This is a genomic window from Mycolicibacter algericus DSM 45454 (assembly GCF_002086455.1).
Classification (GTDB): Bacteria; Actinomycetota; Actinomycetes; order Mycobacteriales; family Mycobacteriaceae; genus Mycobacterium; species Mycobacterium algericum.
Genome location: NZ_MVHC01000001.1, coordinates 210,694 through 226,280, shown reverse-complemented (window position 1 = coordinate 226,280; position 15,587 = coordinate 210,694). Strand labels below are relative to the sequence as shown.

The following is a 15,587-nucleotide window of genomic DNA, read 5'->3' as shown; positions in this document are numbered from 1 at the left end:
TGGCAGGATGTGTGGCGATCATCGCACAATCACGGCGCGGCCGTATCCGGGTACGCCGCGCTGCGGCGGCGGGCTACCGTGAGCGGCAGTGTTTCTCCGGTTCTGGTTCCGGTGGGTGTCGCGCGCCAGGCCGAATCGAGTCAGCAGGGAGGGCGGGCGGCGATGGTGAACCGGCTGTCGGCGACGGACGCGGCCTTCTACCGGCTGGAGAACACCACCACGCCGATGTACGTGCAATCGCTGTTCATCCTGCGCCGGCCGCGCGGCGGATTGAGCTACGAGCAGCTGCTGGCCACCGTCGAGCAACGGCTGCCGCAGATCCCGTATTACCGGCAGAAGATCCGCGAAGTCACGATGAGCCTGGCCCGGCCGGTGTGGGTCGACGACCACGAGTTCGACATCACCTATCACGTACGCCATCTGGCGGTGCCCTCGCCGGGCAGCGACCGCCAGCTGCACGAGCTGATCGCCCATCTCGGGCAGCAGCCGCTGGATCGCCACCGGCCGCTGTGGGAGCTGTACCTGATCGAGGGGCTGGCCGACAACCGGATCGCGGTCTACATCAAGTCGCATCAGGCGCTGGTCAACGGAATGGCGGCGCCGGCGCTCGGGCATGTCCTGGTGGACCGGACGCAGCGCCCGCCGCCGTTCGACGAGGACATCTGGGTTCCGCGGCGCGAGCCCGGCGCCGTCGAACTGGTGCTGGGGGCGGTCGGGGACTGGGTGGCGGCACCTCGAGCCCAGCTGCAAGCGGTCGGATCGACGTTCAGCGACCCGCTGACCTGGGTGGGGCGCAAGGCATTCGACACCGCCCGGGCGCTGGTGCGCGGCACCGCGCCGCACACCCCGCTCAACACCCAGGTGTCGCAGAACCGCCTCTTCACGGTGGCGCACGGGGCGCTGGAGGACTACCGCACGGTACGCGCCCGCTACGGCTGCGCGATCAATGACGTCGTGCTCGCCGTGATCACCGGGGCACTGCGCAACTGGCTGCTGTCCCGCGGCGAGCCGGTGTCCTCGACGCGGACGGTGCGGGCGATGGCGCCGCTGTCGGTGTATCCCGACCATGAGTACGACACCGCCGGTCAGCCAATCGGTGCGGTCACCCCGTTCCTGGTGGATCTGCCGGTCGGAGAACCCAATCCGGTGGTGCGACTGTCCCAGATCGCCTACGCCACCGAGTCGCACCCAACGCCGACCGGCCTGGTGGACGCCCGCACCATTCTGACGGTGTCGGGCTTCGCGCCGCCGACGCTGCATGCGATGGGCGTTCGGGTCGCCACCGCGTTCGCCGGGTTCTCCGGGCGGGTGTTCAACCTGTTGATCACCAATGCGCCCGGCGCGCAGCGGCAGCTGTACGTCTGCGGCGCCAAACTGCTCGAGACCTACAGCGTGCCCCCGCTGCTGCCCAACAAGGCGTTCACCATCGGGGTCACGTCCTACAACGGCACGCTGTACTACGGGGTCAACGCCGACCGCAAGTCGATGAGCGACGTCGGCCTGGTCTCGGCACTGTTGGACGAGGCGCTGGCCGAACTGCTGGAGGCGGCCACATGAGCGGTGCGCAGGCCCGGATCGCCGACGATGTGTACCAGGCCGAATTGCTGCGTTTACAAACCGAATTCGTGAAACTCCAAGAATGGGTGCGGCGCTCCGGCGCCCGAGTCGTGGTGATCTTCGAAGGCCGCGACGCGGCCGGCAAAGGCGGTGTCATCAAGCGGATCACCGAGAGCCTCAACCCGCGTGTGGTCCACGTGGCGGCCCTGCCGGCGCCCACCGAACGTGAACGCGGGCAGTGGTACTTCCAGCGTTATGTCGCCGCGCTGCCGGCCCGCGGCGAGATCACCCTCTTCGACCGGTCCTGGTACAACCGCGCCGGCGTGGAGAAGGTGATGGGGTTCTGCACGGCCGACGAGCATGCGCGCTTCCTCGAGCAGGCACCGGTGTTCGAGCAACTGCTGATCGACGACGGGATCCTGTTGCGCAAGTACTGGTTCTCGGTCTCCCAGGAGGAACAGCTGCGCCGGTTTCGCAACCGGCGCAACGATCGGCTGAAGCAGTGGAAGCTGTCGCCGATGGACCTCGAGTCGGTGAATCGCTGGGATGACTACTCGCGGGCCCGTGACGAGATGATGGCGCACACCGATGTCCCGGCAAGCCCCTGGTATGTCGTCGAGTCCGAGATCAAGAAGCACGCGCGGCTGAACATGATGGCGCACCTGCTGTCGACGATTCCCTACCGCGAGGTGGCGCTGCCACAGGTGGAACTGCCGGACCGGCCCGCGGCGGGCGATGGTTACCAGCGCCCCGACCGGGGAAACTACCGCTACGTCGAGGACTACGCGGCGACGCTGGCGGGCGAGGCATGACCGGCCCGGCCGGGCCGCTGTGTTTGATGGCGGCGACCCGCTTCGCCCGGCTTCGCCGCGCTCGCGATCACCGCTAAGGTCTGGGCTCATGCGCGTGTACATCCCGGCGACGCTGGCCATGCTGGCCCAACTGGTCGCCGACGGATCACTGCAGGCAGTCAGCGGGACCGCGTTCGCCGTGACCCCGGCGCTGCGGGAGTCCTACGCCCACGGCGACGACGAGGAACTGGCCGAGGTGGCACTCGCCGAGGCAGCGCTGGCCTCGCTGCGGCTGCTCGGTGCCGCCGGCACAGGCCCGGACGGCGATACGCTGCCCACCCGCCGGGCGGTGCTGGTCGCCGAGGTCGACGGCGCAGCCGCGCGGCCTGATCTCGATGCCGCCGTGGTGCGGCTGGCCGGGCCGGTTGAGATCGGCGACGTCGTCGCGGCTTACGTGGACAACGCGGCCGCCGAACCGGCGGTGCGCGCGGCGGTGGCCGCGATCGATGACGCCGACCTCGGCGACGAGGACGCCGAGCTGACCGTCGGCGACGCCCAGGACCACGACCTGGCCTGGTACGCCACCCAGGAGCTGCCGTTCCTGCTTGACCTGCTCTGATGTCGGCCGGGCGAAGCTACGCTACCGTAGGTTCATCGTGAGCAAGAAACATTCCGCGGTCACCGCGAACATCGGCGACACCAAACGGCCGACCGTCGCCGGCGCCGACCGCCATCCGGGTTGGAACGCGTTGCGCCGCATCGCCACACGCATCACCACCCCGCTGCTGCCGGACGACTACCTGCGACTGGCCAACCCGTTGTGGTCGGCCCGTGAGCTGCGCGGGCGGGTGCTTGAGGTGCGGCGTGAGACCGCCGATTCGGCGACGCTGGTCATCAAACCGGGCTGGGGTTTTCACTTCGACTACACCGCCGGTCAGTACATCGGCATCGGCCTGCTGGTCGACGGCCGCTGGCGCTGGCGGTCCTACTCGCTGACCTCCAGCCCCGTGACCGGGGCACGCACCATTGCGATCACCGTCAAGGCGATGCCCGAGGGATTCCTGTCCAGCCACCTGGTAGACGGGGTCGCCCCGGGCACCGTGGTCCGGCTGGCCGCCCCCCAGGGTGAGTTCGTGCTGCCGGATCCGCCGCCGGCCACGGTGCTGTTCTTGACCGCCGGGTCCGGCATCACCCCGGTGATGTCGATGCTGCGGACCCTGGCCCGCCGGGACGGCATCACCGACGTGGTGCACCTGCACTCGGCGCCCACCGCCGACGACGTGCTGTTCGCCGAGGAGTTGGCGGCCCTGGCGCGTGAGTATCCCGGCTACCGGCTGCTGTTGCGGGCCACCCGCACCGAAGGCCGGCTGGACCTGTCGGGCCCGGGCTCGCTGGACGCCGAGGTGCCCGACTGGCGCGGCCGACAGGCCTGGGCGTGCGGGCCGGCGCCGCTGCTGGGTGACGCCGAGCGCATCTGGGCGGCCGCCGGGATCGCCGACCGGCTGCACATCGAGCGATTCACCCTCGCGCGTACCGCGGTGGCCGACGGTGGCGGTACGGTCACCTTCGCCGCCAGCGGCAAGAGCGTCGTGACGGATGCGGCGACGACGCTGCTCGAGGCCGGTGAGAGCGTCGGGGTGCAGATGCCGTTCGGCTGCCGGATGGGTATCTGCCAGTCCTGTGTGGTGGAGTTGACGGCCGGCCAGGTCCGCGATCTGCGCACCGGCGCCGATCATGAGCCGGGCACCCGCATCCAGACGTGCATCTCGACGGCCGCCGGCGACTGCGAACTGGACGTCTGAGGGTTACCCGTTGGTAACCTACGCCAACGTAGGTTACGATATCGTAGGTCAAGGTTTTTGGTATCCATGCCCGAAAGGCGGTTCGATGGCGGTAACCGACGTCGAGGTGTTCGCGCACCTCAGCGACGCCGATGTGGAGAATCTCGCCGCTGAGCTCGACGAGATCCGCCGCGACATCGAGGCATCCCGCGGTGAGCGCGACGCTCGCTATATCCGTCGCACCATCGCCGCGCAGCGGGTGCTCGAGGTGACCGGCCGGCTGATGCTGGCCGCCGGCTCTCGCCGCTCGGTCCGCTGGGCCGGCACCGCGACGCTGGGGGTCGCCAAGATCATCGAGAACATGGAGATCGGCCACAACGTCATGCACGGTCAGTGGGACTGGATGAACGACCCCGAGATCCACTCCAGCGGCTGGGAGTGGGACATGGCCGGGTCGTCCAAGCACTGGCGCTTCACCCACAACTTCCAGCATCACAAGTACACCAACATCCTCGGGATGGACGACGACGTGGGCTACGGCCTGTTGCGGGTCACCCGCGACGCGCCCTGGAAGCGCTTCAACCTGTTCAACCTGTTCTACAACACCATGCTGGCGATCGGGTTCGAGTGGGGAGTCGCCCTGCAGCACTTGGAGATCGGCAAGATCTTCATGGGTCGTGCGGATCGTGCGGCGACGCTGGTGCGGCTGCGGGAGTTCGCCGGCAAAGCCGGTCGGCAGTTGTTCAAGGACTACATCGCGTTCCCGGCGCTGACCGCGCTGTCGCCCGGCGCGACGTTCGGCTCGACATGCAAGGCCAACGCGATCGCCAACGTGATCCGCAACGTGTGGTCCAACGCGATCATCTTCTGCGGCCACTTCCCGGACGGCGCCGAGAAATTCACCAAGACCGACATGGTCGGCGAGACGCGCGGCCATTGGTATCTGCGGCAGCTGTTGGGCAGTGCCAACATCGACGCCGGGCAGCCGATGCGGTTCTTCAGCGGCAGCCTGTCCCATCAGATCGAACACCACCTGTACCCGGACCTGCCCAGCAACCGCTACCCCGAGATCGCGGTGCGGGTGCGCGAGATCTGCGAGCGCTACGACCTGCCCTACACCTCAGGGCCCTTCCTGGTGCAGTACGGCAAGACCTGGCGCACCATCGCCAAACTGTCGCTGCCGGACCGATTCCTGCGTGACACCGCCGATGACGCCCCGGAGACCCGCAGCGAGCGGATGTTCGCCGAGCTGGGCCCGGCGTCGACCGGAGCCGACCCGGTGACCGGCCGGCGTCGCGGACTCAAGACCGCGATCTCGACCGTGCGGGGCTGGCGGCGCGACAAGCCGGCCCGCCTGGCCGCCTGATCTTCGTTGTGGCGCGCTAACCCTCGCGGAGTGTGGACAGCAGGTGCCGCGCCGCGGCGACGCGCCGGGCCGCGGGCCCGCTCAGCGAGTCCAGGGCGCATTCAGGGTCGGCCGGCGGCCCCAGATGTCCACAGCCGCGCGGGCATTCGGTGATCGCATCGGCGAGATCGGAGAACGCCATCAGCACATCGTCGGGCGCGATATGGGCCAGCCCGAACGATCGGATGCCCGGGGTGTCGATCACCCAGCCGGATCCGGCCAACCGCAGCGCCACCGACTGGGTGGAGGTGTGCCGGCCCCGGCCGATGTCGGTGACCAGCCCGACCGCTCGGCCGGCCTGCGGGACAAGGCGATTCACCAGCGTCGATTTACCCACCCCGGAGTGGCCCAGCAACACCGTGATGTGGGACTGCAGTAGCGGCGCCACGGCGTCCAGCGGATCGTCGCGCCCTGCGGTGACCACCGTGAGATCCAGGTCGGCGAACTGGCCGGCGAACGGCCCCGGATCGGCCAGGTCCGTCTTCGTCAGGCACAGAATCGGCACCAGTCCACCGGCGTAGGCGGCGATCAGCGTCCGCTCGACCAGCCCGGTGCGTGGCGGCGGGTCGGCCAGGGCCACCACGATCAGCAGCTGGTCGGCGTTGGCGACCACCACCCGCTCGGTCGGATCGGTGTCATCAGCGGTGCGGCGCAACACCGTTCGCCGGGGACCGCGCCGGACGATGCGGGCCAGCGTGTCGGGCCGGCCGGACAGGTCGCCGACGACGTCGACGTCATCGCCGACGACGATCGGGGTGCGGCCCAGTTCCCGGGCGCGCATCGCGGTGATCTGTCGATCCGGCTCGCCGTCCAGCACACACCCCCAGCGGCCGCGGTCGACGCTGACCACCATGGCCGAACGGGCGTCGGCGTGTTCGGGGCGGATCTTGGTGCGCGGCCGGGAGCCGCGGCCGGAGCGGACCTTGACGTCGGACTCGTCGTAGTCGCCGGGCTTCAAGCGCTCGAACCCGAATCGGCCAGCATCTCCGCCCACATCCGGGGGAACGCGGGCAGGGTCTTGCCGGTGGTCTCGATGTCCTCCACGTCGACGTCGGGGACCCGCAGGCCGATGATCGCCCCTGCGGTGGCCATCCGGTGATCGGCATAGGAGCACCAGGTTCCGCCGTGCAGCGGCGCCGCGGTGATGACCAGGCCGTCGGGAGTCTCAACGGCGTCACCGCCCAGCCGGTTGATCTCGGTGGTCAACGCCGCCAGCCGGTCGGTCTCGTGGCCACGCAGGTGCGCGATACCGCTCAACCGAGACACCGATCCCGGCTCCGCCAGCGCGGCCAGCACGGCGACGGTCGGCGTGAGCTCGCCGACCGTTCGCAGGTCGACGTCGAACCCGGCATAGCTGGGCGGCCCCTGTACCTGTAGCTGCGAATCGCTGTGGCGCACCGTCGCGCCCGTCCTGCCGATGATGTCGATGATGGTGTCGGACGGCTGGACGCCGAGGGCCGGCCAGTCGGCGATGCGCACCTCACCGCCGGTGACCACGGCCGCGGCCATGAACGGGGTGGCGTTGGACAGGTCCGGCTCGATCTCCCAGTGCCGGGCCTGAAGGGTGGCCGGCGACACCCGCCAGCGGTTGGCGGTGGTGTCGTCGACGTCGATCCCGGCCTGGCGCAGCATCGTGACCGTCATCGCGATGTGCGGCGCCGACGGTAGCGACGCGCCGGTGTGCACCACGGTCAGCCCGTCGTCGAACGCCGCCGCGGCCAGCAGCAGACCCGAGACGAATTGTGAGGACGCCGAGGCGTCGATCGCCACGGTGCCGCCGGTGACCGACCCGGTGCCCTTGATCGTGAACGGCAGGGTGTCACCGTCGACCGCGATGCCCAGGCCGCGCATCGCATCCAGCAGCGGAGCGATGGGCCGGGCCCGGGCCTGCTCGTCGCCGTCGAAGGTCACGGTGGCGGTGCCCAGCGCGGCCAGCGGCGGGACGAACCGCAGTACGGTGCCGGCCAGGCCGCAGTTCAACCAGGTGTCCGGCTCGGGGTCGATCTCGCCGCTGACGGTCACCTGGTGGGCCACCGCCTCGACGCGCAGGCCCAGCGCACGCAGCGCGTCGAGCATCAGGTCGGTGTCGCGGCTGCGCAGCGCCCCGGAGAGGGTGGAGACCCCGCCGCCGCGCGCGGCCGCCAGCGCCGCCAGCACCAGCGCCCGGTTGGTCTGGGACTTCGAGCCCGGCACGGTGACCGTGGCGTCGACAGGGGTGGTGGTGGTCGGTGCCGGCCAAGTCGTCACGGCTTCATCCTGCCAGCGTTTTGCTCCGACGCTGGTATCCGGCGGTTCAGCGAGGCTCGACGGAGGAGAGGCGAAGCTGGGAGCGCCGCATCAACACCGCGGTTCAGCGAGGCTCGACGGAGGAGAGGCGAAGCTGGGAGCGCCGCATCAACACCGCGGTTCAGCGAGGCTCGACGGAGGAGGGGCGAAGCTGGGAGCGCCGCATCAACACGGCGGTTCAGCGAGGCTCGACGGAGGAGAGGCGAAGCTGGGAGCGCCGCATCAACACCGCGGTTCAGCGAGGCTCGACGGAGGAGAGGCGAAGCTGGGAGCGCCGCATCAACACCGCGGTTCAGCGAGGCTCGACGGAGGAGGGGCGAAGCTGGGAGCGCCGCATCAACACCGCGGTTCAGTGAGGCTCGACGGAGGAGGGGCGAAGCTGGGAGCGCCGCATGAGCCGGGCGTACCGGGTGTGCTGGACGCGTTCTTTGCCGATTGGCCGCTTTGCAGCACCCGGCCGTTCACCCGGGATCGTTACCATCGCGGCATGGCTCTGGCAGCGGGCTCTATTTTTGCTGAGTACACCATCCTCAAACTGTTGGGTGCCGGCGGGATGGGCAAGGTGTACCTCGCGCAGCATCCCCGGCTCCCGCGCCGTGATGCGCTGAAGGTTCTTCGCCGGTCGCTGAGCGCCGACGACGAGTACGAGGAGCGCTTTCGGCGGGAAGCCGAAGCCGCCGCGGTGTTGGACCACCCGAACATCGTGCGGGTGCACGATCGTGGCGAGTACCGGGGACGGTTGTGGATCGCCATGGAGTACGTCGATGGCGAGAGCCTCGCCGAGCTGATCACCCGCAGGTTTCCGGCCGGTATGCCCCCGGAAGCCGTAGTCCCGATCGTCGCGACCATCGCCGACGCGCTCGATTACGCCCACCGGCAAGGTGTGGTGCACCGCGACGTCAAGCCCAGCAACATCCTGGTGACCGAGTCCGAAGCCGGCGAGCTGACCGCCGTGCTGGCCGACTTCGGCATCGCGCGGCAACTGAGCGGGCCCACCGGGCTGACCGCGAGCAACCTGGCGATCGGCACCATCGCCTATGCCGCGCCGGAGCAACTGATGGGCGCCGAGGCGCTGCAATACGCCGACCAGTACGCGCTGGCCGCCACCACCTTCCAGATGCTCACCGGTACGCCGCCGTTCCAGCACGACAACCCGGTGACCGTCATCAGCCACCATCTGAACACGCCGCCACCGCCGCTGAGCGGGCAGCGTCCCGAGCTGGAAGAACTCGACGACGTGCTGGCCGCGGCGTTGGCCAAAGACCCCGCCGAGCGATTCCGGAACTGTTCGGACTTCGTCGCGGCGCTGGCCGAGCGGCTGGGCGATCCGGATGCCGAGGATGCACCCGACGCCGCGAGCACCGTCGTTCGGGGTGTTCCGCGAGCGGTGCCGGACCCGGCGCCGCGGAGCCGGTTGGCGACACTGGCCCGGCCGGCCCTCGTCGTGCCGCTGGCGCTGGTGCTGGTCGGCTCGGTGGCGACCGTCGTCCCGCGCATGTTGGCCGACGAGCAGGTGGAGACGGCCGCCGCCGGTGGCGAGCCGGCGGCCGCGGTGGTGCCGCCGGTCAAGGCGCCGGCGTTCGACGGGACCTACCGGGTGGACGCCAACCGGGCGGGGGAGAAGTACAACGGTGTCCCCAACCCGCACCCGCCCAACGTGAGCACCTGGTGGGCGATCCGGACGTCATGCGACGAGAAGGCCTGCACCGCCTCGGCGAGGATGCTCGACCAGAAGGATCACCGGAAAGCGGCGACGCTGCCCGACGGCGGCACCCAGATGGTGCTCGAATACGCCAACGAGACCTGGCGGTCCGAGCCGCAGCAGCTGGAGGGGCCGTGCATGGCGCCCGACGGGCGGCTGGGCACCCACACCACCACGCAGGTGCTGACGCTGTCGCCGACCATCCCGGGCGTGCTGCACGGCGCGATGGTAGCCACCGTCGACACCAACGAGTGTTCCCAGCGCGGCGCCCAGATCTGGGTTCCGGTGGTCGCCAGTCGCTTCGGCGATGCGCCGGCGGAGGTCGTCGGAGCCGTGGACCCCGTCGAACCCGTCAAACCCGCCAAACCGGCCTGAGTTTCCCGCTGCCGTCAAGGCCTGCCGCCGCGTGCGGTGCGCGGCGCGGTTGATCAGGCAGCGATCGGTTAGCCGGCGCTGGGCGGGCGGTTCATGACGCGGTGGCGGTAGCCGTAGCGGGGAACGAAGCGAAAACCGGTGGGCCCGCCACCGCCACCGGCGCCGGCTGCGGCCGCGGGCAGCGCCGCCAGGCCGGCCATACTGCCCATACCGGCGCCGCGGGGCATCGCTCCGGCCTCCGAGGCCGCGGCGCCACTGGAAGCGGCCATCCGGGACACCAGCGTCGCCGCAGCCTGATTGGCCCCACTCGGGGCGACGGGCCAACTCTGCGGCACCGACAACGCGCCGAGCTGGACACCCCGGCCCACCGCGGCGGACGGCGCCGCGGGGGTGAAACCCGAGGTGCGGGTAGCGGCGGAGCCGGCGCTCTTGGCCGCTTCCTCAGCGGCCTTCGCCGAGTCCGCCAGGAAAGTGCGCACACCGGCGGGGCCGGAGCCCGCGTGCTGCCAGCCTTTGAAAACTTCACCGACCGGATGCATGTACCGCGTCGGCAGCAGCGGGTTGCCCCGCATGCTGTCGAGCGGCTTCATCGCATTGACGAACCTCTGCAGGAACGCGGTCAGCGGCGACACCGGTTCTCCGGGCGGCGCGGTGCCCGGGGGCACCGGGGTGCCCGGCGTGGTGGGCGTCCCGCTGGCGGTGCCGGCCTGGGCGAGCGACTGGTTGAGCGCCTGCGTCGCCGCCGAGTTCCCGGCCGCATTGCTGGTCGCGGCGGCCTGTTCGGCGGGCCCGGCCGGATTGGTGATCTGCGGCGGCGAGGTGAACTCCGACAGTTGCGTGGCGGCCGCGGAACCACCGGCGTAGGCGTACATCGCCGCTGCGTCCTGCGCCCACATCGCCGCGTACTGGGCTTCGGTGGCCGCAATCGCCGGGGTGTTCTGACCGAAGAAGTTGGTGGCGACCAACGTCATCAGCTGGACCCGGTTGGCCAGCACCGCCGGCGGCGGCACGGTCATGGCGAACGCGGCTTCGTAGGCGGCCGCCGCGGCCTTGGCCTGCAGGGCCGCCTGCTCGGCTTGCGCGGCGGTGGTCTGGAACCAGGTGGTGTAGGGCAGTGCGGCAGCCGCCATGGCGGTGGCCGACGGCCCCCGCCACGGACCACTGGTCAGGTCGGTGATGGTCATGTGCACCGCGGCAGCGGTGATGCTCAACTCTTGGGCCAGGACGTCCCAGGCCCCCGCGGCTGCCAACAGTGGACCGGAGCCGGCTCCCACGTACATGCGTGCGGAATTGACCTCCGGCGGCAGCGCCCCGTAGTCGATCACTTGGGCTTCCTCGGTCTATCCGCCGAACGGACGACGTGGCATGACTGTCAACGGGCTTCCGTAGCGCGGCGCGCCGAACCCCTTGAAGCCGGCCCCGGCCGCACCCGCGGCACCCGCCGGCATGCCGGCCATCCCCATCGGGGGCGCCATCGGGGTGTTGCCGAGGATTCCGCTGCCGGCCGCACCGCCGATCGGCTGCCACGTGCCGCCCGACACCGGCCCCAGGGCGCCGCTCAACGGCGCCGACGGAACAGTCCAGCTCGGCGGCACCGACAAGCCACCGAGTGAGCTGGCCGCACCCGAGGCGGCGCTGGCGGCACCCGAGGCGGCTCCGGAGGCGGCGTTGGCGGCACCTGAGGCGGCCCCGGAGGCCGCGCCGGCGGCTCCGGAGGCGGCTCCGGAAGCGGCCTTGGCAGCGTCCTTCGCCCCATCGGCGAACATCTTCTGCAGGCCGGTCAGACCGCTCATACCACGCCAGACCGCACAGAGGTTGTTCGAGTGCATGGTGATCTGGCCGGTGGCCATGCTTATGGCCTCGTCGCCCAGCTTGAAGTTCGGGTCTTCGAGGATGTCCCCTGCGGGGCTGCCCGTGCTCTCGGCCGACATCGGGCGGAACAGGTTCTGCAACGCGCTGGATGCCCTCGCCGCCTGCCCCGTTGCCGCGTTCCCCGTGGCCGCCTCGCCGCCCGGGTTGGTCGGGTTCGGCGGCGGGGCGAACTCGTTGAGCTGGGTGGCCGTGCTGGACTGGGCCTGGTAGCCGTACATCGCCATGGTGTCCTGCGCCCACATCTCGCCGTGCTCGGCCTCGGTGGCCGCGATCGACGGGGTGTTCTGCCCGAGGATGTTGGTGTTGACCAATTCCTGCAGCATCTCGCGGTTCGCGTAGACGGCCACCGGCGGCACCGTCTGAGCGTGTGCCGTCTCGTACGCGGCCGCGGCGGCGCGGCCCTGGGTGGCGGCCTGCTCGGCCTGCGCGGCCGTGAGCTCCATCCAGTTCACGTAGGGCGTGACCGCGGTGACCATCGTCGCCGACGCCGGCCCCAGCCATTCCTCGGAGGTCAGCTGACTGATCACTGCCCGGTACTGGGCGGCAATGGATTTCAGCTCCGCGGCCAGCGAGCTCCAGGCCGAGGACGCCGCCACCATCGGCTGCGAGCCGGGCCCGGCGTAGATCAGTGTGGAGGTGACCTCCGGCGGTGAAGACAAATAGTCCATTGTCGTCGCCTAACCGGCCGCGGCTGCGTTGGCAGCCTCGGTAGCGGCGTACGCGTTTGCGCCGTTGCTCAGTGCGTTGACGAACATCTCGTGCACTGCCACGGCCTGGGTGCTCACCGCCTGGTAGGACTGGCCGTGATTGGCGAACTGGACTGCCGTCAGCGCGGAAACCTGGTCAGCGGCCGCCGGCACCACACCGGTGGTGGGGCTGGCGGCCGCGGCGCTGTGGGCGGCCAGCGACGAACCGATCGCCCGCAGGTTGGCGACCGCAGCCAGTAGTGCCTCGGGCTGCGTGGTGACGAACGACATGAACGCTCCTCATCGAAGTCCATGATCTGCGATCGCAAAGTTTGCGAGTCGCAGGCGCGGTTGGGCGCAGCTCCGACGCTAAGTGATCTGACCCCCGAGGCACAGTCGGGAGGCGGGCTTTTCGGAGACTGTCAACAGTTGTTCATCGACCGTTCGGAACGGCACCCGATTCATTCACCGAGCGGCCCGCCGATGTTGCTTTGGCGTCACTCTTCGTTCACCTTGTGCGGCAGGGTGCCGGCCACCAATTTCAGGGTGGTTTCGCGGCCCGGCGAGGCGGCGGGATCGGTTCCCTGCCGGGCCGAGGCGACCGGGTTGAGCATCAGTTCGTCCACGCCGAATTGCTCGGCGAGCGCACGCAGCTGCGCCAGCGCTTCCGCGGGCGTTCCCACCACCGCGCGCCCCAGTTCGGCTTGGGCGATTCGGTGCTGCTCCGGGGTGAGCGTGGCCTGCTGGGCCTCTTCGACGAGTTCCACGGGTCCGGGCGGATGCCCGGTGGCGGTCCGGGCATGCAGATGCAGGTACGGGAGTGTCAAAGCCGTTGCCTCCTGGTGTGTTTCGGCGACGACGGTGTTGACGGTCAGGAATGCGGTCGGCTCGGTGGTCAGCTCGCTCGGCACGAACTCCGACCGGTAGCACGCCAGTGCCTCGTCGGTCTGCTCGCCGAACAGGTGGTGGCCGAACACATAGGGCAGCCCCTTGGCCGCGGCGACCCGGGCCGATTGCACCGAGGAACCCAGCACGAAGACCCGCGGCCGCGTCAGTGCATGCGGCGTCGACTTGAGCACATAGTCGCGATCGGGCAGTCGCACCGACACCCCGGCGGGCCCCAGCAGGGCGATCACGTCATCGAGGTGATCGGGGAACTGATCCACGGCGCGGTCGTCGCGGCCGCCGCGCAACACCGTCGAGGTAACCGGGTCGGCACCGGGGGCACGTCCGATGCCCAGGTCGATGCGGCCGGGGTAGGCGGCCTCCAGCAGCGCGAACTGTTCGGCCACCGCCAGTGGCGCATGATTGGGCAACATCACCCCGCCCGCGCCCACGCGCAGCCGGGAGGTCGCGGTCGCGAGCATCGCGACCAGCACCGCTGGGTTGGTCGCCGCGACCGAGGGGAGGTTGTGGTGCTCGGCGACCCAGTACCGGGCGTAGTCCAGACCGTCGACCAGCTTCGCGAGCCGCATGGTCGCCGCCAGTGCGTCAGGACTGGACTGGTCGGTGCGTACCGGGGCTAGGTCGAGGACGGAGAGACGCACATCGCGATCTTGCCATTCCCCGCTCGGGTATCGACGCCGGTAACCCGGCGTTCCGATTTCGTTAACTTCGGTCACGCACAGTGGGCCGATGAGCAGCGACGCCGAGTTCGCCGGTGCTGTGCCTTCCGGGCCCCCGGAGCCCTGGGACATCGGCCGGCCGCAGCCGGTGGTGCAGCAGCTGGTGGCCTACGGCGCGTTGCGCGGTGAGGTGCTCGATCCCGGCACCGGCCCGGGCCATCACGCGATCCACTATGCCTCGCAGGGCTATCCCACAACCGGGATCGACGTGGCACCGGCCGCGATCGCGGGGGCGCAACGCAACGCCGCGAAAGCCGGTGTGACGGTGAACTTCCAGGTGGCCGACGCGGTCGAGCTCGCCGGGTTCGACGGCCGGTTCGACACCGTCGTCGACAGCGCGTTCTACCACGTGTTCCAGGACGACGAGGAGACCCAGCTGCGGTATGCCCGAAGTCTGCACCGGGCCACCAAACCACAAGCGCGGCTGTACATGTTCGAGGCCGGCCGCCACAACGTCAACGGCTGGCAACTGGACGGGCTGTCGCCCGAGCGTTTCGGGCCGTTGCTCGCCGAGGCCGGGTGGCGGATCGACCACATCGGGCCCACCACCTATCAGGGCACCTTCGACCCCAACTCCTTCACCGAGATGATCACGGTGATGGAGGCGCTTGGCCGGGAGGATCTGCTCGACGGCGTTCGCGCGCTGGCCGAGCGGTTCGCCTACCTGCAACCGCTGCTCGAGGACAACGTGGTGCACATGCCGTTCTGGGCCGTGACCGCCACCCGGCTCGACTAGCTGCCACCATGGAGGCATGTGCGGGCGCTTCGCGGTAACCACCGACCCGGCGCTGCTGGCCGAGCGGATCGAGGCGATCAACGAGGTTCCGGCGGACGCCGATCCGGGCCCGAACTACAACGTGGCACCGACCGACGCCGTCGCGACCGTGGTCAGCAGGCATACCGATCCCGGCGACGCCCCGACCCGCCGAGTCCGGCTGATGCGGTGGGGACTGGTGCCGCCGTGGACCAAAGCCGGCCCTGACGGCGCCCCGGCCGGCGGTGGCCCGCTGCTGATCAACGCCCGCGCCGACAAGCTCACCACCTCGCCCGCCTACCGCTCGGCTGCCGAACGCCGGCGCTGCCTGATTCCGATGGACGGCTTCTACGAGTGGCGCGCCGAAGCCCCCGGCGGGAAGAAGGCGCGCAAGACACCGTTCTACATCCACGGTGACGACGGGATGCTGTTCGCGGCCGGCCTGTGGTCGGTCTGGCGGGGCGGCCCTCGATGCGACCCGCTGCTCAGCGTCACGATCATCACCACCGGGGCGGCCGGAGAGATCGCCGGCATTCACGACCGGATGCCGCTGCTGCTGCCCGAAAAGCGTTGGGACGCTTGGCTGGATCCGGACACACCGCTCGACACCGCGCTGCTGGACAGTTCGCCGCAGGCGCCGGGGCTGGTGTTGCGTGAGGTCTCGACGCTGGTCAACAGCGTGCGCAACAACGGACCGGAGTTGATCGCGGAAGCCGCGCCGCAGCCCCAGCAGGGCTATCTGCTGTAGCCGCG

14 protein-coding genes are annotated in these 15,587 nt (G+C 70.0%); 8 read left to right on the top strand and 6 right to left on the bottom strand.

Going from position 1 to position 15,587, the window contains the following annotated elements; genetic code table 11:
* Positions 1 to 162 precede the first annotated feature (162 nt).
* From BST10_RS01070 to BST10_RS01050, 5 genes are all read left to right on the top strand, one after another.
* Positions 163 to 1,557: a WS/DGAT/MGAT family O-acyltransferase gene (locus BST10_RS01070; protein WP_013829898.1), complete on the top strand. Its 1,395-nt coding sequence runs from the start codon at positions 163 to 165 to the stop codon at positions 1,555 to 1,557.
* The gene (gene ppk2 / locus BST10_RS01065; protein WP_083035878.1) at positions 1,554 to 2,369 is read left to right on the top strand and encodes a polyphosphate kinase 2; all 816 of its coding nucleotides are present in this window, start codon (positions 1,554 to 1,556) and stop codon (positions 2,367 to 2,369) included. Before BST10_RS01070 ends, ppk2 begins: the two co-directional genes overlap by 4 nt.
* Positions 2,370 to 2,457: 88 nt before the next feature.
* On the top strand, positions 2,458 to 2,967 hold the full coding sequence (locus BST10_RS01060; protein WP_083035876.1) for a DUF6912 family protein: 510 nt from the start codon (positions 2,458 to 2,460) through the stop codon (positions 2,965 to 2,967).
* Positions 2,968 to 3,004: 37 nt separating this feature from the next.
* The gene (locus BST10_RS01055; RefSeq protein WP_083035874.1) at positions 3,005 to 4,150 is read left to right on the top strand and encodes a ferredoxin reductase; all 1,146 of its coding nucleotides are present in this window, start codon (positions 3,005 to 3,007) and stop codon (positions 4,148 to 4,150) included.
* 85 nt (positions 4,151 to 4,235) lie between these two features.
* On the top strand, positions 4,236 to 5,495 hold the full coding sequence (locus BST10_RS01050) for a fatty acid desaturase family protein (protein WP_013829894.1): 1,260 nt from the start codon (positions 4,236 to 4,238) through the stop codon (positions 5,493 to 5,495).
* A gap of 16 nt (positions 5,496 to 5,511) precedes the next feature.
* Here the strand turns inward: BST10_RS01050 and rsgA are convergent, their stop codons facing one another.
* Both rsgA and aroA read right to left on the bottom strand, forming a co-directional pair.
* Positions 5,512 to 6,492, bottom strand: a complete 981-nt coding sequence (gene rsgA / locus BST10_RS01045) for a ribosome small subunit-dependent GTPase A (RefSeq protein ID WP_013829893.1) — start codon at positions 6,490 to 6,492, stop codon at positions 5,512 to 5,514.
* Entirely contained in the window at positions 6,489 to 7,781 is a 1,293-nt protein-coding gene (gene aroA / locus BST10_RS01040; protein ID WP_013829892.1) for a 3-phosphoshikimate 1-carboxyvinyltransferase, read from the bottom strand. The genes rsgA and aroA overlap by 4 nt, the downstream gene beginning before the upstream one ends.
* A 526-nt stretch (positions 7,782 to 8,307) precedes the next feature.
* Between aroA and BST10_RS01030 the strand changes: the two genes are divergently transcribed.
* Positions 8,308 to 9,897: a serine/threonine-protein kinase gene (locus tag BST10_RS01030; protein ID WP_205277412.1), complete on the top strand. Its 1,590-nt coding sequence runs from the start codon at positions 8,308 to 8,310 to the stop codon at positions 9,895 to 9,897.
* Between the two features lie 68 nt (positions 9,898 to 9,965).
* Here BST10_RS01030 and BST10_RS24090 read toward each other — a convergent pair whose 3' ends face one another.
* The 4 genes from BST10_RS24090 to BST10_RS01010 form a co-directional block, all read right to left on the bottom strand.
* The gene (locus BST10_RS24090) at positions 9,966 to 11,222 is read right to left on the bottom strand and encodes a PPE family protein (RefSeq protein WP_083035868.1); all 1,257 of its coding nucleotides are present in this window, start codon (positions 11,220 to 11,222) and stop codon (positions 9,966 to 9,968) included.
* Between the two features lie 15 nt (positions 11,223 to 11,237).
* Complete coding sequence (locus BST10_RS01020; protein ID WP_013829889.1) at positions 11,238 to 12,437, bottom strand: PPE family protein; 1,200 nt, start codon at positions 12,435 to 12,437, stop codon at positions 11,238 to 11,240.
* Between the two features lie 9 nt (positions 12,438 to 12,446).
* A complete protein-coding gene (locus BST10_RS01015) occupies positions 12,447 to 12,746 on the bottom strand; it encodes a PE family protein (protein ID WP_013829888.1) in 300 nt (99 codons plus the stop codon).
* A 206-nt stretch (positions 12,747 to 12,952) separates the two neighbouring features.
* Positions 12,953 to 14,002, bottom strand: coding sequence for an LLM class flavin-dependent oxidoreductase (locus BST10_RS01010; RefSeq protein WP_083035865.1), 1,050 nt, complete (start codon positions 14,000 to 14,002; stop codon positions 12,953 to 12,955).
* A gap of 88 nt (positions 14,003 to 14,090) precedes the next feature.
* Between BST10_RS01010 and BST10_RS01005 the strand changes: the two genes are divergently transcribed.
* Positions 14,091 to 14,816, top strand: a complete 726-nt coding sequence (locus tag BST10_RS01005) for a class I SAM-dependent methyltransferase (protein ID WP_013829886.1) — start codon at positions 14,091 to 14,093, stop codon at positions 14,814 to 14,816.
* A 16-nt stretch (positions 14,817 to 14,832) separates the two neighbouring features.
* Positions 14,833 to 15,582, top strand: coding sequence for an SOS response-associated peptidase (locus tag BST10_RS01000; RefSeq protein WP_083035863.1), 750 nt, complete (start codon positions 14,833 to 14,835; stop codon positions 15,580 to 15,582).
* Positions 15,583 to 15,587 lie beyond the last annotated feature (5 nt).